Annotated in this window: 14 protein-coding genes; 3 read left to right on the forward strand and 11 right to left on the reverse strand. The window is 64.9% G+C overall.

Features of this window, described 5'->3' with window-relative positions; all coding sequences use genetic code 11:
* Positions 1 to 44: 44 nt before the first annotated feature.
* Positions 45 to 542: a hypothetical protein gene (locus I6F16_RS19220; protein ID WP_036011156.1), complete on the reverse strand. Its 498-nt coding sequence runs from the start codon at positions 540 to 542 to the stop codon at positions 45 to 47.
* 254 nt (positions 543 to 796) lie between these two features.
* On the opposite strand from I6F16_RS19220, the gene I6F16_RS19225 reads away from it, so the two are divergent.
* Positions 797 to 1,150, forward strand: coding sequence for a GrlR family regulatory protein (locus I6F16_RS19225; protein ID WP_036011154.1), 354 nt, complete (start codon positions 797 to 799; stop codon positions 1,148 to 1,150).
* Here the strand turns inward: I6F16_RS19225 and I6F16_RS19230 are convergent, their stop codons facing one another.
* From I6F16_RS19230 to I6F16_RS19265, 8 genes are all read right to left on the reverse strand, one after another.
* Positions 1,151 to 3,838, reverse strand: a complete 2,688-nt coding sequence (locus tag I6F16_RS19230) for a PAS domain S-box protein (RefSeq protein ID WP_036027531.1) — start codon at positions 3,836 to 3,838, stop codon at positions 1,151 to 1,153. It lies immediately after the preceding gene.
* Positions 3,839 to 4,025: 187 nt separating this feature from the next.
* On the reverse strand, positions 4,026 to 4,820 hold the full coding sequence (locus tag I6F16_RS19235; RefSeq protein ID WP_225113208.1) for an NUDIX domain-containing protein: 795 nt from the start codon (positions 4,818 to 4,820) through the stop codon (positions 4,026 to 4,028).
* A 4-nt stretch (positions 4,821 to 4,824) separates the two neighbouring features.
* A complete protein-coding gene (locus I6F16_RS19240; RefSeq protein ID WP_036027535.1) occupies positions 4,825 to 5,778 on the reverse strand; it encodes a dihydrodipicolinate synthase family protein in 954 nt (317 codons plus the stop codon).
* A 126-nt stretch (positions 5,779 to 5,904) separates the two neighbouring features.
* Positions 5,905 to 6,783 carry an SDR family oxidoreductase gene (locus I6F16_RS19245; protein WP_036027537.1) on the reverse strand — a complete coding sequence of 293 codons (879 nt, stop codon included), beginning with the start codon at positions 6,781 to 6,783 and terminating at the stop codon, positions 5,905 to 5,907.
* A gap of 181 nt (positions 6,784 to 6,964) precedes the next feature.
* Positions 6,965 to 7,825: a MaoC family dehydratase gene (locus I6F16_RS19250; protein WP_036011141.1), complete on the reverse strand. Its 861-nt coding sequence runs from the start codon at positions 7,823 to 7,825 to the stop codon at positions 6,965 to 6,967.
* A 197-nt stretch (positions 7,826 to 8,022) separates the two neighbouring features.
* Positions 8,023 to 8,412, reverse strand: a complete 390-nt coding sequence (locus I6F16_RS19255) for an OB-fold domain-containing protein (RefSeq protein ID WP_036011139.1) — start codon at positions 8,410 to 8,412, stop codon at positions 8,023 to 8,025.
* The gene (locus tag I6F16_RS19260; RefSeq protein WP_036011137.1) at positions 8,412 to 9,569 is read right to left on the reverse strand and encodes a thiolase domain-containing protein; all 1,158 of its coding nucleotides are present in this window, start codon (positions 9,567 to 9,569) and stop codon (positions 8,412 to 8,414) included. Before I6F16_RS19260 ends, I6F16_RS19255 begins: the two co-directional genes overlap by 1 nt.
* Before the next feature lie 948 nt (positions 9,570 to 10,517).
* Positions 10,518 to 14,009, reverse strand: coding sequence for an indolepyruvate ferredoxin oxidoreductase family protein (locus I6F16_RS19265; protein ID WP_036027540.1), 3,492 nt, complete (start codon positions 14,007 to 14,009; stop codon positions 10,518 to 10,520).
* Between the two features lie 284 nt (positions 14,010 to 14,293).
* Here I6F16_RS19265 and I6F16_RS19270 point away from each other — a divergent pair, with 284 nt between their 5' ends.
* The gene (locus I6F16_RS19270; RefSeq protein ID WP_225113209.1) at positions 14,294 to 15,523 is read left to right on the forward strand and encodes a c-type cytochrome; all 1,230 of its coding nucleotides are present in this window, start codon (positions 14,294 to 14,296) and stop codon (positions 15,521 to 15,523) included.
* A 73-nt stretch (positions 15,524 to 15,596) separates the two neighbouring features.
* Here the strand turns inward: I6F16_RS19270 and I6F16_RS19275 are convergent, their stop codons facing one another.
* On the reverse strand, positions 15,597 to 16,241 hold the full coding sequence (locus I6F16_RS19275) for a trimeric intracellular cation channel family protein (RefSeq protein WP_036011112.1): 645 nt from the start codon (positions 16,239 to 16,241) through the stop codon (positions 15,597 to 15,599).
* Positions 16,242 to 16,405: 164 nt separating this feature from the next.
* Here I6F16_RS19275 and I6F16_RS19280 point away from each other — a divergent pair, with 164 nt between their 5' ends.
* Positions 16,406 to 16,795: a hypothetical protein gene (locus I6F16_RS19280; RefSeq protein WP_036011109.1), complete on the forward strand. Its 390-nt coding sequence runs from the start codon at positions 16,406 to 16,408 to the stop codon at positions 16,793 to 16,795.
* 158 nt (positions 16,796 to 16,953) lie between these two features.
* Here the strand turns inward: I6F16_RS19280 and I6F16_RS19285 are convergent, their stop codons facing one another.
* Positions 16,954 to 17,763, reverse strand: coding sequence for an isocitrate lyase/phosphoenolpyruvate mutase family protein (locus I6F16_RS19285; protein WP_036011106.1), 810 nt, complete (start codon positions 17,761 to 17,763; stop codon positions 16,954 to 16,956).
* Positions 17,764 to 17,815: the final 52 nt, after the last annotated feature.

Raw genomic sequence — 17,815 nt, forward strand, 5'->3', positions numbered from 1 at the left:
CCGCCGTCCAGGCACCGAGCCGGCGACGACGTCACGCCCGAAGGCTAAGTCATGCTACCGGGCATAAAGCAGCGGATGGTGACACCCATGTAGCCGTAGATCGGCCAGACCATGGTGCGTCCCACCCGGTTCGGCTCCGAGATCACGGCCTCCGCGGGCACGTCGACCCAGACGAGCTCCTGCTGCTGGCCATCGAGCGCATAGCCATAGCGCGGGACGCGGACGCGATAATGCCCGTCCTTGCTGTCCCAGTCGGAGTCCGAGAGCGCCGAACCGTCGGCATCGGAACAGCAGGGCCCCTCGCCGCTGCGCAGACTGTCGAACCAAGCCTTCAATTCGGGATTGGTGTTGGCGAACTGCCCGCGGTCGCGCGCGTGCCCCGAGGGGGCTGCGAGCGCGATCAAAGCCAACGCGGGCGCCAGCCTCGTGAGGTTTGCCCGGCGTATCGCATCGCCAATCCGCCGTTGTTCGCTTTTGCAATTCGTGGGACGCGCACCGTACAGACGCGGCTCATCGCCGCCGGAATCGATCCAGTTGGTCACGTTCGTCTTGCTCCAGCACCCCGCGGCCAGTGCAACAATGGTTATGCATTTCGCGGGCCAACTCTGATTCGCAACGTCGGGCCTCGCCTCACCATCAGAGCGTCACGACGGTGTCATGGACAAACCGGAACAACGACGGCTCGCAGCCGCCGCGACCGGCCGGCAAACTGCCTCGTTGCGCGCAGGGATGGGCTTTGGCATAAAAGCGGGACCGGTTGCGCCATTGGGCGATGGCGGCCGGCCTACGGGACGTTATGAAAAACGGCCTCTATTCAATTCACGTCACCCTGCTCGATGGTCGAGTCGGCAAGGGCAGCGGCGTGATTCTCTTCCGCGACGGCAAGATTCTCGGCGGCGATGCCTACCTGTATTACACCGGCAGCTACACGGTGAAGGACAACAACAGCTTCAAGGGCGAGGTGCTGGTGCAACGGCACACCTCGCCTCGAGGCGATGACAATCCGCTGTTCGGCGGCCCTGCCCCTGTCGGCATCGGCGTCACCGGCACGTTCACGGACACGCGCGGACAGATGACCGGCACCGCGCTGGTCGGCAAGGCCAGCCAGATCTTCGGCGCGACGCTGCACAAGCTTGCAGACGTCGATTAGCTATTCCGCGGCCTGTTCGAGCGGCGCCACACGCGGCAGGATCATCTGGATGCGCGTACCGCCACCCGGTTCGGAATCGAGATCGAGCCGGCCACCGAGCCGGTTGGTGACGATGCTGTAGACGATGTGCAGCCCGAGGCCGGTGCCGCCTTGGTCGCGCCGCGTGGTGAAAAACGGATCGAAGGCGCGGCGACGGACGTCGAGCGACATCCCGCAGCCATTGTCGGAGAAGATGATCTCGACGTTGTCCTTGCCGGACTCGCGCACCTGGATCTCGATCGTCCCGGGCCGGCCGTCCGGGAAGGCGTGCGCCACCGAGTTCAGAAACAGATTGGTCAGCACCTGGCCGTACGGGCCGGGATAGCTGTTCATGGTCAGGTCCGGCTGACACTCGACGTTGAGCGTCAGATTGTGCTTACGCAGGCCCGGCCGCAGGCTCATCACCACCTGCTCGGTGAGGTCGCCGAGATCGAAAGTACGCTGATCCGAATAGTTGCGGTCGGCGGCGACCTGCTTGAACGACTGGATCAGCTCGGCGGCGCGGTTGAGATTGGAGACGAGCTGCGAGGAAGCATCGCGGCTGGTGCTGAGGAAGTCGTTGAGCGTGGAGCGGCGCAGCTCGCCGCGCTCGACTTCGGCGGTGAACATGGCGGTCTTGCGCTCCAGCGCGGAGGCGACGGTGAGACTGATGCCGACGGGATTGTTGACCTCGTGGGCGACGCCGGCGACGAGGCGCCCGAGCGCGGCCAGCTTCTCGGCCTCGATCAGGGAGGCCTGGGTCTCGCGGAGATTGCGCAGCGCGGTTTCGGCGGCTTCCTTGGCCTTGCGCATCTCCTGCTCGCCGCGCTTGCGCTCGCCGATATCGAGCGCAACGGTCACGATCCGCTCGATCTCGCCCTCGGCGTCGAGCAGCGGCAACTTGTTGACCAGCCATTGCCGCATGTTGCCGGAGGCGTCCTGATACTCCTCCTCGTAGAAACCGAGACCTTTTCGAAGCTTGAGCACCCGCTTGTCGCTCTCGTCCGACTTGGATGCGCCGTAGCGCGACATCAGGTCGGCCGTGGTGCGGCCGAGCGCCTCGCCGGGCTCGATGCCGAAGATGCCGGCCATGTAGCGGTTCATCAGCACGTAGCGCAGATTGCGATCCTTGACGTTGATCACCGCCGGCACGGTGTCGATGACCTGCTGGAGCAGGCGCCGGCCTTCGGCGATGGCTTCCTCCGCCCGCTTCTGGTCGGTGATGTCGCGCAGCGTGCCCTCGTAGCGGATGATGTTGCCCGCTTCGTCTCGCACGCCCGTGGCGCTGTCGGAGAGCCAGAGGATGTCGCCGCTGCGCTGGCGCACCTGATACTCGAACTCGCGCACCATGCCGTCGCGCGCCATCAGCCGCTGGTATTCGGCGCGCGCCTCGGGGTGGACGTAGATCGTGTGGGCGATGTCGCTGATGCTGTCGATCAGCTGCTGCGGGCTGTCGTAGCCCATCATGCGCGCCAGCGCGGGATTGGCGTTGAGGAGGTCACCGGCCGGGGTCGTCACGTAGATGCCGTCGATGGAGCCTTCGAACAGTTTTCGATAGCTCTCCTCGGCGAGCCGCTGCTCGGTGAGCGCGCGCACCGCCGCCTCGCGCGCGGTGTCGGCCTCCTCCAGCGCGCGGCGAAACACTTCGGCCGCCCGCGCAATGTCGCCGATCTCGTTGCCAAGGTCGGCGGACGGAATTGAGACATCTTTCCGGCCGGCGGCAAGCGCGCGAATGGATCGCGCGATCTGGGCGAGCGGACGCACCGTCCTGCGAACCACGAACCAGGCAGCGCCGATGCCGATCAGCACGCCGACCGTGCCGAGCACGATGCTCTGCCATCGCGCCTCGGTCAGTGTCCGGGCGAAGTCGCGCGACAGCACGTGACCGCGTCGGGAGCTGACCTCGCGTAGCAATTCGGTGACGCGGCCGATCAGCCGTCCTTCCGTTCCCAGCACCTCGCGATCGATGTCGGCGATCTGCCGCTCGCGGACGGCGACGGCCATGATCGCCTCGGCATAGTCGTTCACCGCCGACTTCAGCTTGGCATCGGCAATATCGAGCCCCCGCATTCCCTGTGCAGCCTGCTCGGCTGCGGACGGGTTGCGCGCGAGCAGCCCGATCGCGATCCGGCCCTGTGCCTCGGACAGGCGGGACGCCAGCTCGCGGTCCGCGGTGCCTTCAACCGCTGCGTCGAATTGTTCGCGCAGCGGCGGCAGTCCGGCGAGCAGCTGGGCGCGGCGGTCGATCAGCGTGGAGATCCGCTCGAGGCCGGAGCGATAGGTTGCGAGCCGCTCGGTGACCCCGTCGAGCATGTCCTGCTGCTCGGGCGCGAGCTCGATGCGGGTCTTCTTCAGGATGTCGCTGAGCGTCGAGGCCGCCTCGCCGACCTGCTGGAACTGGATGCCGGCACCGGGATCTGTGACGAAGTCGCGCGCGGCAAGACGCAGTTCGTTCATGCGGCGATCGATGTCCTCGGCGAGGTCACCGACGCTCTGCAGCCGCTGCAGCTCGGCGAAGGTCGAATCGATGTGCCGGATCGCAATCACGCTCGCAGTCGAGGTGACAATGATCACCGCCAGCACCAACAGGAAGCTACCGAAGGTGAGCTGGCCGATGGAGAGCGAGAAGGTTCGCCTTTTCTCAGGGGGCGGCGTCAATTCGGCGGACATTGGTGGTTTGAGGACCGGACTGCTGGAGGTCCAATATACGACGTATTCCTGCCCGGGGGGAACATGCCTCGGGACGCGGAATATCGTTAATATCAGGACTTGCCGCCCGCTTCAGCTTTACGACAGTTTGACGCTGGCTGCCCCGCGCGCCGGGATTCATCGATACTTCGCCGCCTGTCGAAGTGTGCTAGCCGACGGGGCCGACCTCGAACACCTCGCCGTCATAGCCGGCCTCGCGGGGGATGCGGAGCTGACGGCCGGTTTCGGTTTTGGTCATCACCGGCATCACCGTAACGATCGAGAGGCCGCGGGCGTGCTCCAGCGCCGCGCTCACGCTTCCCTGCTTGGCGAGCCGGATCAGGTTGCGCGTGGTCGGGAACGGCAGCTTGAAGCGGCCGCTCTCTCCGCCCTCCACCGCCTCGCGCGGCGTGATCCAGATCGAATCAGTGGATTCTCGACCGTCATGGGCGCCGAGCTGGTCGGGCGGTGCGGCGGCGAGGAAGAACCAGGTGTCGAAGCGCTTCGGCATGCCCTCCGGCGTGATCCAGTGCGCGTAGGGCACCAGCGTGTCGAGCGCGAGCTGGAGGCCGTTGTCGTCGAGGATCTTCAGGAAGCTGATCTTGTGCTCGTTGAGGGCGACGCGGTGCGCGTCGGCGATCTCGCCAGCGCGGTTGGCATCGACCGGCTGGCCAGTCTCCTTCGACCGCGCCAGCAGGATGCCGCTTTCCTCAAAAGTCTCGCGGATTGCGGCGATCCGAAAACCGCGGTCCGATTCGCTCAGGCCCTCTCCGCCCGAATACAGATCAGCGCGGGCGACGATCTCCTTGTCGCCGGCATCGACGCTGCCGCCGGGAAACACCAGCGCGCCCGAGTTGAACTCGATCTGATGATGGCGGACCATCATGAAGACTTCGATTTCCTTAGTGCCGTCGCGCAGCAGGAGGATCGTCGAGGCCGGGCGTGATGCTGATGTCTCGGCCATGCAACTAGCCTGCGGCGCTGGATTGCGGGCCGAGATTGGCGCGCTTGTCGAAACGGGCGACCCGCGACAAGAGATAGTCGACCTCGGCCTTCGCCGTCGCCGTCATCGTCGCACCGGGCTTGCGCTGCGCGCTGGAAGCGATGATACCACGCTTCTGCAGCACGTATTTGCGCACGGTGAGGCCGACGCCGGGCTGTTGCTCGTAGCGGATCAGCGGCAGATGCGCGTCGAAGATGTCATGTGCCGCGTCGCGCTTGCCGGCCTTGGAGAGGTTCACGACGTCGATCAGGAGCTCCGGGAAGGCATAGCCGGTCATGGCGCCGTCGGCGCCGCGCTCCATCTCGAAGTCCAGGAAGGTGCCGCCATTGCCGCAGAGGATCGAGAGCGGACGGAGCGAGCCGTCCTTCTGGAAGCCGCGTAGTGTCGAGATCTTCTCCAGGCCCGGCCAGTCCTCGTGCTTGAGCATCACGCAGTTCGGATTGTCCATGACGATCTTGCGGATCACGGCGGGGGTGAACACCACCTGCAAGGTCAGCGGATAGTCCTGCAGCACCCAGGGCACATCAGGGCCGATGGCTTCCGCCGCCTGCTTGAAATAGCCGATGATCTGGTCGTCGGTGCGAAGCGAGGGCGGCGGCGCGATCATGACGCCGGCCGCGCCCGCATCCATCGAAGCCTTGGCCAGCGAACGCATGGTGGCAAAGCCCGGCGCGGAGACGCCGACGATCACCTGCATCTTCTTGGCGCGCTTGACGTAGCGCACCGCGACCTGCTCGGCCTCGACGGCATCAAGCTTGGGGGCTTCACCAAGAATGCCCAGCACCGTGACGCCGTCGCAGCCGACCTCCTCGTAGAAATCGGTCAGGCGGTCGATCGAGCGCTCGTCGATCCGGCCGTCGTCGTGGAACGGCGTCGGCGCGATTGCGAAGGTGCCCTTGGCGTCGGCGGTGAGTTTCATCGGTCCTCGTCTTTCTCTAATCTGTCATTCCGGGGCGCGACGCAATCGCGAGCCCGGGATCCATAACCACGATCCGGAGTATGGATCCCGGGGCTCACGCTTCGCGTGCCCCGAGATGACGGCCTTCTAAAACCGCCGTGCCCCCATCTTGATCTGCTCCTCGGAGAAGAAGATCTCCTTGGCATGATCGACAATGTCCTGGGCGTTCCAGCCCGAGTGCGGCGGCTTCCAGCCTTCCATTTCCATCATCCGCATTTCGCGCACGCCGCGGGGCCCGGACACGCCCAGCACCTTGCCGGTCTGGTCGCCCGACAAATCGCTGACCATGTATAGCACGGCCGGCGCGATGCCGTCCGGCCCGAGCGCGGCGCCGGGGTTCTCCTTATAGCGGGGCAGGTCTGCGGTCATGCGGGTCAGGGCGCCCGGGGCCAGCGTCCAGATCCGGATGTTGTACTTGCGGCCCTCGATCGCGAGCACGTTGGACAGGCCCCAGATGCCGCCCTTGGCCGCGCCGTAATTGGTCTGGCCGAAATTGCCGATCAGCCCTGATGTCGAGGAGGTGTTGACGATGACGCCGCCGCCGTTTTCCCGCATCCAGCGAAACACCGGCATGGTGCAACAAAAGGTGCCCTTCAGATGGACCTTGATGACCTTGTCCCAGTCGGCCTCGCTGGCCTTGTGAAAGGTCTGGTCGCGCAAAATGCCGGCATTGTTGACCAGGATGTCGGCGCGGCCAAAGTGCTTGATGGCGTCGTCGAACACCGATTGGCCGCCCTCCATGGTGGAGATGTCGGCGCCGTTGGCGACCGCCTTGCCGCCCTCGGCCTTGATCGCATCCACCACCTGCTGCGCCATGGACACGTCGGCGCCGGAGCCGTCGCGGGGACCGCCGAGGTCGTTGACGACGACCGAGGCCCCTTCCCGCGCAAACAGTTTTGCGTAGGCCTCACCGAGCCCGCCGCCCGCGCCGGTGATCAGCGCGACCTTGCCGTCGAGTAGTCCCATGGTGGCGTCTCCCTGTTTTGTTTTCTTTCTAACCTCTCCCCGCCTGCGGGGAGAGGTCGGATCGCTCTTGCGATCCGGGTGAGGGGGTACAGGTCTCAACACCGTCCCGACTCGTGGTGAGAGCCCCTCACCCCGCCCTCTCCCCGCAAGCGGGGCGAGGGAGTGAGACGCCGGTGCCCGCCTAACCCAGCACCGTCTTGCCGTTCTTGATCACCGTCACCCCGCGCGACTTCACCTTGGCTTCGAACGAAATGACGTTGCCGTCCTTCCAGAGGTCCATGGTCACGGTCTCGCCGGGATAGACCGGCGAGGAGAACCGCGCGACGTGCTGACGGAAGGCGCTCGCATCGTAGTCGGCATAGGTCTGGAGCACGCCGCGGCAGGTGATGCCGTAGGTGCACATGCCGTGCAGGATCGGACGCGGGAAGCCGGCTTTCTTGGCGAACTCGGGATCGGAGTGCAGCGGGTTGCGGTCGCCGCAGAGGCGATAGACCAGCGCCTGGTCGGGGCGCGTGGTGATGTCGATGGTCTTGTCCGGCTCGCGCGATGGGATCTTGTGCGGATCGGGCTGGGTCAGGTTCGGCCCGCCGAAGCCGCCATCGCCGCGGGCAAAGCGCGAGGCGACCAGCGTTGCCAGCTTCTCGCCCTTCTCGTTCTTCAGCACGGTCTGGTGAACGATGACCACGCCCTTGTCCTTGCCCTTGTCGTAGACTTCGAGCACCGAGGAGTCGGCGGTGATGTTGGCGGCGACCGGCAGCGGCTGGTGGAAGGTGATGTCCCGTTCGCCGTCGACCACCATGACGCGGTTGAGATTCATCTCGCCCGGGCCCGAGCCCCAGGCCGCGACTGAAGCAAAGGTCGGCACCACCTTCAGCGGCCGCGGCGTGAACGTGCCCTCGTTGACGAAGGCGAGCTCGTTCTCGTCCATGGGATCTGCGCCGAGGCCGATGCCGTAGGCGTAGAGCATCACCTCGCGATCGGTGTAGGCGTATTTCTGGCCGAGATTTTTCAGGCCTTTGAGCTCTTCGTATCTGGCGGACATTCTTCTGGTTTCTCCCGGGATTTCACCGGCGCTTACTGATGCGCCCTCTCCCCTTGCGGGAGAGGGCTCCGAGGTGCCGGCCACATACGCGTTTGGGTGAGGGGTTGCTTCCACGTTGAAGATTCTCTCCGTGGAGAGAACCCCTCATCCGGCGCTTCGCGCCACCTTCCCCCGCAAGGGGGGAAGGAAGAAAGCAATCAAGCCACCGTGAAGAACGGCAGCGGGGCGCCGTCGGTCGGCTTGAACACCACCTTCACCTTCTGACCGATCTTGAGCTTCTCCAGATCGCAGTCGACGAAATTGGTCTGCACCGATGGCCCCTCCTTCAGCGTGACGTAGCCGATGGCGTAAGGACCGGTCGGCGATTTCCGCATCAAGCTGTAGGTGTAGATCGTGCCCTCGCCCGAGGCCTGCTCCCACACCGTCTTGTCGGAGTAGCAGAACGGGCAGATCGAGCGCGGGAAGTAATGCGCTTCGCCGCAGGCGGTGCAGCGCTTGATCATGAACTTGCCCTCTTTCGCGGCGTCCCAGAACGCTGATGTCTCGGGATTCGTCACCGGGGCCGGATACTTTTTCACTTCGCTCATCACACGCGCTCCAGAATGGCGGTCGAGGCGGCGTGGCGGACGCCGAGGAGGCCGCCGGTGCCGTGGGCGATGGCGAGATCGCAATTCTTGACCTGCACCTTCGGATGCGCCTCGCCGCGCAGCTGCCTGACGGCCTCGAGGATCTTGGTCATGCCGCCGCGGTTGACGGGGTGGTTGCTGCAGAGGCCGCCACCATCGGTGTTGAACGGCAGCTTGCCGACGCCCGAGATCAGGTTGCCGTCGGCGACGAACTTGCCGCCCTCGCCCTTCTTGCAGAAACCGAGGTCTTCGAGCTGCATCAGCACGGTGATGGTGAAGCTGTCATAGATCGAGGCGTATTTGATGTCCTTCGGCGTGATGCCGGCTTCCTCGAACGCACGCGGACCGGACCAGACGCCGGCGGAGTAAGTGAGGTCGAGATCCTTGCCGCCGCGCGGGCCCTTCATCGCCTCGCCATGGCCGATCAGGCGCACCAGCGGCTTCTTCAGGCTCTTGGCAATCTCCGGCGTCGTCACGATCAGCGCGCCGCCGCCGTCGGAGACGACGCAGCAATCCATGCGATGCAGGGGATCGGAGATCATCGGCGAGTTCAGGACGTCCTCGACAGTGACGACGTCCTTGAGCATCGCATGTGGATTGTACTGCGCGTGATGCGAGGCCGCGACCTTGATCCAGGCGAGCTGCTCGGAGGTGGTGCCATAGTCGTGCATGTGGCGCATGGCACACATGCCATAGGCATTGTGCGTGGTCGCCCCGTAAGCGGTTTCGAAATCGACCTCGGCGCCGGAAGCGCGCGGCGGCATCGCGCCGGTGCGCGGCTTGCCGGCGAGCGTCACGAGCGCGATCGAGCATTTGCCCGCGGCGATCGCCTCGGCGGCATGGCCGAGATGGATGATGTAGGAGCAGCCACCGGTCTCGGTGGAATCAATGTGGCGAAGCTTCTTGGTGTTCAGGCCGAGATAATCGACCATCGGCCAGGCGCCGCCGGGCGCGTCGCCCGCACAGAAATAGCCGTCGATATCATCCTTGCTGATCCCGGCATCCTCGATCGCGCCCTTGGCGACCTCGGCGTGGAGCTGGGCGGTGGATTTGTCCGGCGCATGCCGGGTCGGGTGTTCGTAGATCCCGGCAATGTAGGCCTTGCCCTTGATGGTCAAAACTTCAGTCTCCGCTCGCGTCTCGTTCGTGGCTCTTTTTTTGGCTCTTTTTTCTGAACCGCACCGGGCTGATTGGCAAGCGCGGAAATATTCCGCCCCGCGAGAGGGTAGCGGATTGGCGCAAGGGGAGCACATCCGAAAATCCGCCCCAGATAGCAAGCGAACCTGCCCGCCGCGTCGTCATTGCGAGGAGCCCTTGCGACGAAGCAATCCAGAGCCCCCTCCATTGAGGAATTCTGGATTGCTTCGCTACGCTCGCAATGACGGAGTTTGTTGCCACTGATGGCGCTGCTTCAACTCAAGACTCGCTCGCAGACACACGCTCGCATCCTCGCGGCACATCTCGCCCGAGTTTTGCTCCCGTCTTGCTCCCTCCGAAGACAGAGGGCGCAGGGAAGACCGGGTGCCGGCTGGGCACCCACGGTCCGCTGTGCGCGAACTGCGCGAAAAACAGATGCACAGCGGCATACAGGTGAAGCCCAACATCCGGCCTTCCCTGCGCAGTGGCTCTACGGCTTATGTCGCGCTCTCCCCGGGGAGCGATGCACTATTGCCCCCGTCGCCTTGCGAGAGAGACCCGCACGACTTGACGCACAGACCCCGGGCGTCAGGACCACACGATTTTGCCGTACGCGAGACCGCGCCCGTCGTGCGCGCGAAAGACTCGCGCGACGCAGCCCGCGTCCACCGCCGCTCACCCCGCGTTTCGTGACGATCGCGATACGCCCCTCTGAGAGGGATGAGGTGGCGGAGGGATACGACAATTCCGAATTTCGGTAAAGCGGAATGTTTTTGCGCGCCCGGATTGACCTATAGCGTGGGTGTTTTGCCCGACGGGCAACGCAACGGATGGTGTCGTAGCCCGGATGGAGCGCAGCGCAATCCGGGGCCGTCACCCGCGGAGGCACTCGTCCCGGATTACGCTGCGCTCCATCCGGGCTACTACAGCTACTCCGCCGCGATCTGCCGGGGCGCCGGCGGCGGGTTGGCCAAATCCGCGGCGAGCTGGGCGTAGCGGGCCTTGGCGTCGTGTACGGCCTTCTCCTTCACGGGGCCGTAGCCGCGGATGCGGTCGGGCAGTGAGAGCAGCTCGACCGCGGTGTCGATCGTGAGCGGCGACAACAGGCCGAGCACCCTTGCGACGTCCTTCTCGTAGCCGGCGATCAGGTCGCGCTCGAGCTTGCGGTCGGCGCTGCGGCCGAAGATGTCGAACGGCGTGCCGCGCAGGAACTTGAACTTGGCCAGCACGCGGAAGACCTTCAGCATCCACGGGCCGAAGGCGCGCTTCTTCGGGCGCCCCAGCGCATCGACACCGCTGCTGAGGATCGGCGGCGCGAGATTGAAGTTGAACTTGAAGTCGCCCTCGAACTGGTCGCGGAGCTGCTGCTCGAAGGCGCCGTCGGTGTAGAGGCGCGCCACTTCGTACTCGTCCTTGTAGGCGAGGAGCTTTGCATAATTCACGGCAACCGCGCGCGGCAGCGCATCGCCATAGCCGCCCTTCGCGGCGGCATCGCGGACCTGGTCGACCAGCTTGCGATAGCGCTTGGCGAGACGAGCGTTCTGGTAGGCGGTCAGATGCTTGGCACGGTGCTCGATGACCTCGTCGAGCGTCATGGCATCGAGCGCCTTCGGCGCGGCCACTTCGTCCCCGCCCTTCAGCATATCCGCAAGGCGCTTGGGATCGGCGACCGCGAGACGGCCAAGGCGGAAAGCTTCCTTGTTCATCTTGATCGAGACGCCATTGACCTCGATCGCCTGCTCGATCGCTTCCGCGGAGAGCGGCAACAGACCCTTCTGATAGGCATAGCCCATCATCATCATGTTGGTGGCGATGGCATCGCCGAGCAGCTGCTCGGCAGGCTTGGTGAAGTCGAAGAACACCGAATCCTTGTGCAGCGCCGTTTCCAGGAGCCCGTTCAGCTTGCGGGTCTGGAAATTGAAATCGCGGTTGAGGATGAAATCGGCGGTGGGAATGACGTGGCTGTTGATGATGCCGTGGGTGCGGCTGGTGTCACAAAGGGTGATCGTGTCCTTGGCGACTGCGACGACTTCGTCGGCGGCGAGCACGAGATCGGCCGTGCCGGTGACGATGCGCGAGCAGGTCACCTCGGCCGGATGATCGGACAGGCGGACGTGGCTGAGCACCGCCCCGCCCTTTTGCGCGAGGCCCGACATATCCAGGATCATCGAGGCCTTGCCCTCGATGTGGGCGGCCATGCCGAGCAGCGCGCCGATGGTGAGCACGCCGGTGCCGCCGACGCCGCCGACGGCGATGTTATAGGGCTTGTCGAGCGTCGGGCGCGAGGCCGGCTCGGGCAGCGCGCCGATCTCAGCGAGCTCGGCTGGCGCGCGGTGGCGCGGCGCGCCGCCGTCGATGGTGACGAAGGACGGACAGAATCCTTTCAGGCAGGAATAGTCCTTGTTGCAGGATGACTGGTTGATAGCGCGCTTGCGGCCGAACTCGGTCTCCAGCGGCTCGACCGAGATGCAGTTCGACTGCACCGAGCAATCGCCGCAGCCTTCGCAGACGGCCGGATTGATCATGACGCGGCGCGCCGGGTCCTCCATCAGGCCGCGCTTGCGGCGACGGCGCTTCTCGGCGGCGCAGGTCTGCACGAACACGATCGCCGAGGTGCCCTTGAACTCGCGGCACATCTTCATGACGTTGTCGAGCTCGTCGCGGTGATACTTCTTCACGCCGGGCGCGATGGTATCGGCCGGGTAAGCGTCTGGGTTTTCCGAGACCAGATAGAGCTCGCGGATGCCTTCGGCGTAAAGCTGCTGGGTGATCTGCTGCGGCGAGAGATCGCCGTCATGACGCTGGCCGCCGGTCATGGCTACCGCATCGTTGTAGAGGATCTTGTAGGTGATGTTGGCCTTGGAGGCGATCGCCTGGCGGATGGCGAGAATGCCGGAGTGGAAGTAGGTGCCGTCGCCGAGATTTGCGAAGATGTGGTTCTCGTTGGTGAAGGGCGCGATGCCGACCCAGGGCACGCCCTCGCCGCCCATATGCGTGAACGTCTCGGTCGAGCGGTCCATCCACAGCGCCATGAAGTGGCAGCCGATGCCGGCAAGCGCGCGGCTGCCTTCGGGGACTTTCGTCGACGTGTTGTGGGGGCAGCCGGAGCAGAAATACGGGGTTCGGGAGACAGGCGCGACCGCCTGCATCTGGGTCGCCTGGCGGCCATTGAACCAGTCGGCCTTGGCGCGGAGCATCTCCGCAATTTCAGGGTTGAGATCAAGTCGAAGCAGGCGTTCGGTCAGCGAGGTCGCGAGCGAGGCGACGCTGAGCTCGGCGGCGAAGGTCAGGAAGCGCTTGTCGTGCTCGTCCATCTTGCCGACGATGCGCGGGCGCACATCGTCGCGCCAGTTGAACAACACCTGCTTGACCTGGTTCTCGACGATCTCGCGCCGCTCCTCGACGATGAATATCTCCTCCAGGCCGACGGCGAATTCGTGCACGCCTTCGGGCTCGAGCGGCCAGGGCATGCCGATCTTGTAGAGACGAAGGCCGATTTTGGCGGCGACCTCCTCGGTGATGCCGAGCTCGCGCAGCGCCTGACGAACGTCCTCGTAGCTCTTGCCAGAGGCCATGATGCCGAAACGGGCGGTCGGCGAATCCATGGTGACGCGGTTGACCTTATTGGCGCGGGCAAAGGCGATGGCGGCAAAGCCCTTGTAGTCCTGCAGGCGCCGGTCCTGCTCGAAGCGGTCGTCGGGCCAGCGCAGGTTGAGGCCGCCGGGTGGCAGCTCGAAATCGGTGGGAATGATGAACGGCTTCATCTCGTCGGTGAGGTCGATCTCGGCGGTGGTCTCGACCGTCTCCGTGATCACCTTCATGCCGACCCAGCAGCCGGAATAGCGCGACATCGCGATGCCGAGCAGGCCCATCTCGATCATCTCGTGGATGCTCGAGGGATAGAGATACGGCATCAGCGCCGACATGAAGGCATGGTCGGACTGATGCGGGACGGTGGAGGATTTTGCGCCGTGGTCGTCGCCGGCAAGGCACAGCACGCCGCCGTTCTTGGCCGAGCCCGCGGCATTGCCGTGACGGAACACGTCGCCGCAGCGGTCGACGCCCGGGCCCTTGCCGTACCAGATGCCGACCACGCCGTCGTATTTGGCGCCGGGCGAGAGGTTGAGCTGCTGCGAGCCCCACACCGCGGTCGCGGCGAGGTCCTCGTTCACGCCGGGTTGGAACTTGATGTTGTACTGCTCGAGATGCTTGCGCGCGGCGAAGAGCTGCTGGTCGTAGCCGCCGAGCGGCGAGCCGCGATAACCGGAGATGAAGCCCGCGGTGTTGAGGCCGTTGGCGCGGTCGCGCCGGATCTGGGCCATCGGCAAGCGGACCAGGGCCTGGATGCCCGTGGTGAAGACGTGACCGGTCTGCTGGGTGTACTTTTGATCGAGACTGATCGGACCCTGGTTGATGCCCATGCTGTCCTCGCTTCGCGCCCTGTTCAGGTCTTGCTGACTTAAGTCGTTGCCTGCCCGTTGTTTTTAGCTAGGGCGCGCCGACCACCTCCGCCACTCTATGTCGGATATTTCATGATCCGCATCACAATTCTGGACCAAAGGAGGCCTTGGGTAAAAATCGCAATTTCGTGGCCTGAAACACGTTGGCGATTGTCAGTTTGTGTCACCATACCCCCATCGTTGCGAAATGAATCGACGCTTCCCTTCACGCGGGTAGGGTCGATGGGTCGCAGGAGAGGCTGTCGATGCGGACGATTCTGACGGGCTTGACGCTTGTGGGCCTGGCATTGTGCAGTGCGGTTGCAAGTACGGTCACAAGCGCGGCCGGCGCCGCCGGACCATCTTCCGAGCTGATCGCCTATGGCAAGGCGCTGGCCGAGGCCGGCGACTGCGCGGGCTGCCACACTGCCGATCCGGCAAAACCGTTCGCGGGCGGCAAGCGCATCGACACGCCCTTTGGCGCGATCTATGCGCCGAACCTGACGCCGGACCGCGACACCGGCATCGGCGGCTGGACGGATGCCGATTTCACCCGCGCCTTGCGCACCGGCATCGCGCCTGACGGCTCGAATTATTACCCGGCGTTTCCCTACCCCTACTTCACGAAGATGACGAAGGACGACACGCTGGCGATCCGCGCCTATCTCGCCACGCTGGCGCCCGTCACCAGCCGCAACAAGCCGCCGGAGCTGCGCTGGCCATTCGGCTATCGCGGCCTGATGCGGCTTTGGAACACGATGTATTTCAAGCCCGGCCTGTTCGAGCCGGACCAGACCAAGAGCGCGGCCTGGAACAGAGGCGGCTACCTGGTCACCGGGCTCGGCCATTGCGGCGCCTGCCACACGCCCAAGAATTATTTCGGCGCCGACCGGGATGCGCAGGCGCTGTCCGGCAACGCGGTCGGCGGCTGGTTCGCACCGCGGCTCGACGGCGCCCCGCGCACCGGGCTGAAATCCTGGAGCGAGGCCGATATCACGGAGTACCTGCAAAGCGGGCGCAATGCCAAAAGCCACGCCGGCGGGCCGATGGCGGAGGTCGTCGTCAACTCGACCTCGAAGATGAGCGATGCCGACGTGCGCGCGATCGCGATCTATCTGAAGAGCCTGCCGCCGGCCCGGCGCGAGACCATCGTGACGCCGCCGGACGCTGCCGAGATGAAGGCCGGCCAGGCGGTCTACGCAAAGCTCTGTATCGCCTGCCACGAGGCCGACGGCACAGGCAGCCCGCGCATCTACCCGCCGCTGCCGGGCAATGCGCTGCTGCAATCGATCAATCCGTCCTCGACCTTGCGCATCATCCTCGACGGTGCCCACACCGTGACGACGCCGCGCGCGCCGAACACCGGCGAGATGCCGGCTTACGCCAAGCAGCTGTCCGACGCCGAGATCGCCGCGGTGACGAACTACATCCGCAATTCCTGGGGCAATGCAGGCCCGCTGGTGACACCGGCACAGGTGGCAAAAGCAAGGAAGTGAGAGGCGAATGGGGAATAGCGAGTGGCGAATGGCCCAGAACCATTCGCCATTCGCCATTCGCGCGCGACAGCGCTCACCGCTCTTCATCCCCCGTGAACACGAATTTCGGCATCTCCCATTTGTAGCGCACCGCAAGCAGGCGGAAGCTGATGCCGAGGACAAATGTCAAAATGGTCCAGAGCTCCGCGTTGAGCTTGAGACCGAACGCGGTCGCATAGAACAGTCCCGTCACCACCGAGACGCTGGCATAGAGCTCGGAGCGAAACAGCAGCGGCACGTCGTTGCAGAGCACGTCGCGCAGCACGCCGCCGGCGCAGCCCGTCACCATGCCCGAGACGATGACGATTGGCAGCGAGGCATCCATCTGCCAGGCAACGTCGCAGCCGGCCATGGTGAAGACGACGAGACCGATGGCATCGAGCACGATGAAGGCGACCTTCAGCCGGTGCACGAGGCGCGCAAACAGGATGGTGAGGAAGGCGGCGCCGCCGGCGAGCGCGAGATAGATCGGGTTCTGCACCCAGGCCAGCGGATAATGTCCGAGGAAGAGATCGCGCAACGTGCCGCCGCCTAGCGCGGTGATGCAGCCGAGGAAGCAGACGCCCAGCCAATCCATGCTGCGGCGTCCGGCAGCGAGCGCAGCCGTCATGCCCTGCGCGGCCACCGCGGCCAGGGACAGGAAATGCAGCACGCTATCGGTAGGCGGCAGGCTCCACATCGCCGTGTTCCTCCTCCCGACAATGGAACTTTAGGCCGGGGATTCGACAGAACAGGTTCCCGATTCCCCGCAACGGGGCAATATGCGACGAAAGCATCAGGTGGCGCGGAACAGAATCTCGCACCTGAGGGTTGTCCGAGGGTCATAACCGAGGAGACCAATCGATGGCAGACGACCGTTTTCCCAACGATCCGTACCGCCCGAACCTCGCCGACGATGAGTACTCTCGCGCGGCGCGCCGGGATGCCGACCTGCAGGCCGATCCCGAGCTCGGGGAAGGCCCCGCCTCCAGCGGCAAGATCGCGCTGTTTGCGGTCGCTGTCGCCCTGGTGCTGGGCGCAGTGTTCTACGGCTTGAACAATTCCAGCACCACCAACGAGGCCAGCAACACACCGGCCTCGCAGACTGCGCAGACGCAGCCGACCAATCCGGCCGCACCTCCCGGCATGCGTGACGTGACGCCGCGCAGCAACACCGAGCCGGGCGTGACCACGGGTGCAGCGCCGAACAGGCCGGCCCCGAATACGCCAGCTCCGTCTGACGGCGCGAAGTAACATTGCGCAATGAGCGCGAGAGCGGCGGGATGCAACATCCCGCCGCTTTTCGTTTGCCTAAAGCACGATGAGATTTGGACGAATCGTCATCGCGCTTTAGGTCTTTGTTTGAGCATGATCGTTTCGGAAAACCGCTTCACACTTTTCCGGATCATGCTCTAGCCGAACATCTTGTTGAGCTCGCCGCCGGGATAGCCGCCGCCGAGCTCGTTGAAGGTCCCCTTCTCCGCCATCTCCTTGGCCGCGCGCATGAAGCCGCCCCAAGCGGCGCGGGCGAGCGAGCCGCCGACGCTGATGCGGCGCACGCCGAGATCCTGGGCTTCCTGCAGCGACAGGCCGGAGCCGCCGATCAGAAGATTGAACGGCTTCGGTGCGACCGCCTTGACCACCGCGGCGATGTCCTCGCGGCTCTTCAGACCCGGCGCATAGAGGCAGTCGGCGCCGGCATCGGCATAGGCGGTGAGCCGGTCGATGACGAGCTTGAGATCGGTCACGCCCCACAGATAGGCCTCGCAGCGGCCGACCAGCAGCGTGCCGCTGTCGCCGATCGCCTTGCGCGAGGCCTTGATGCGCTCGACGGCCAGCGCGCGATCGTAGAGCGGCTTGTCCTTGTCGCCGGTGGAATCCTCGATCGAGAGGCCCGCAACGCCGGTGCGCACACCGCGCTCGACATTGTCCGCGACCTTATCGGGCTCGACCGCAAAGCCACCCTCGAAATCGGCGTTCACGGGGATGTCGACAGCCGAGCTCAATGCTGCCAGATGCTGACAGACGTCCTCGACGGTAACGTGATTGTCGGCCTTGCCAATGGTCCAGGCAAAGCCGGCGCTCGATGACGCGATCGCCTTGAAACCGAGATGCTGCAAGGCTTTCGCGCTGCCGACATCGACCGGATTGGGCAGGATGAAGCAGCCGCTCTCGTGCATCTTCCTGAACGTCGCGCGCTTGTCAGCGGTCGTCACGTGCATGTTTCTCTCCCTTGTTAGCCGCGCAGAGATAAGGCTGCGTGCCCGGCCGCGC

The sequence above is a fragment of the Bradyrhizobium sp. IC4060 genome, from assembly GCF_020193715.1.
Classification (GTDB): domain Bacteria; phylum Pseudomonadota; class Alphaproteobacteria; order Rhizobiales; family Xanthobacteraceae; genus Bradyrhizobium; species Bradyrhizobium yuanmingense.

Coding starts and splice junctions, on each gene's coding strand:
- I6F16_RS19270 (WP_225113209.1), top strand. CDS start 14,294: ATGCGGACGATTCTGACGGGCTTGACGCTTGTGGGCCTGGCATTGTGC.
- I6F16_RS19275 (WP_036011112.1), bottom strand. CDS start 16,241: ATGTGGAGCCTGCCGCCTACCGATAGCGTGCTGCATTTCCTGTCCCTG.
- I6F16_RS19235 (WP_225113208.1), bottom strand. CDS start 4,820: ATGGCCGAGACATCAGCATCACGCCCGGCCTCGACGATCCTCCTGCTG.
- I6F16_RS19225 (WP_036011154.1), top strand. CDS start 797: ATGAAAAACGGCCTCTATTCAATTCACGTCACCCTGCTCGATGGTCGA.
- I6F16_RS19285 (WP_036011106.1), bottom strand. CDS start 17,763: ATGCACGTGACGACCGCTGACAAGCGCGCGACGTTCAGGAAGATGCAC.
- I6F16_RS19245 (WP_036027537.1), bottom strand. CDS start 6,783: ATGGGACTACTCGACGGCAAGGTCGCGCTGATCACCGGCGCGGGCGGC.
- I6F16_RS19230 (WP_036027531.1), bottom strand. CDS start 3,838: ATGTCCGCCGAATTGACGCCGCCCCCTGAGAAAAGGCGAACCTTCTCG.
- I6F16_RS19240 (WP_036027535.1), bottom strand. CDS start 5,778: ATGAAACTCACCGCCGACGCCAAGGGCACCTTCGCAATCGCGCCGACG.
- I6F16_RS19265 (WP_036027540.1), bottom strand. CDS start 14,009: ATGGGCATCAACCAGGGTCCGATCAGTCTCGATCAAAAGTACACCCAG.
- I6F16_RS19280 (WP_036011109.1), top strand. CDS start 16,406: ATGGCAGACGACCGTTTTCCCAACGATCCGTACCGCCCGAACCTCGCC.
- I6F16_RS19255 (WP_036011139.1), bottom strand. CDS start 8,412: ATGAGCGAAGTGAAAAAGTATCCGGCCCCGGTGACGAATCCCGAGACA.
- I6F16_RS19250 (WP_036011141.1), bottom strand. CDS start 7,825: ATGTCCGCCAGATACGAAGAGCTCAAAGGCCTGAAAAATCTCGGCCAG.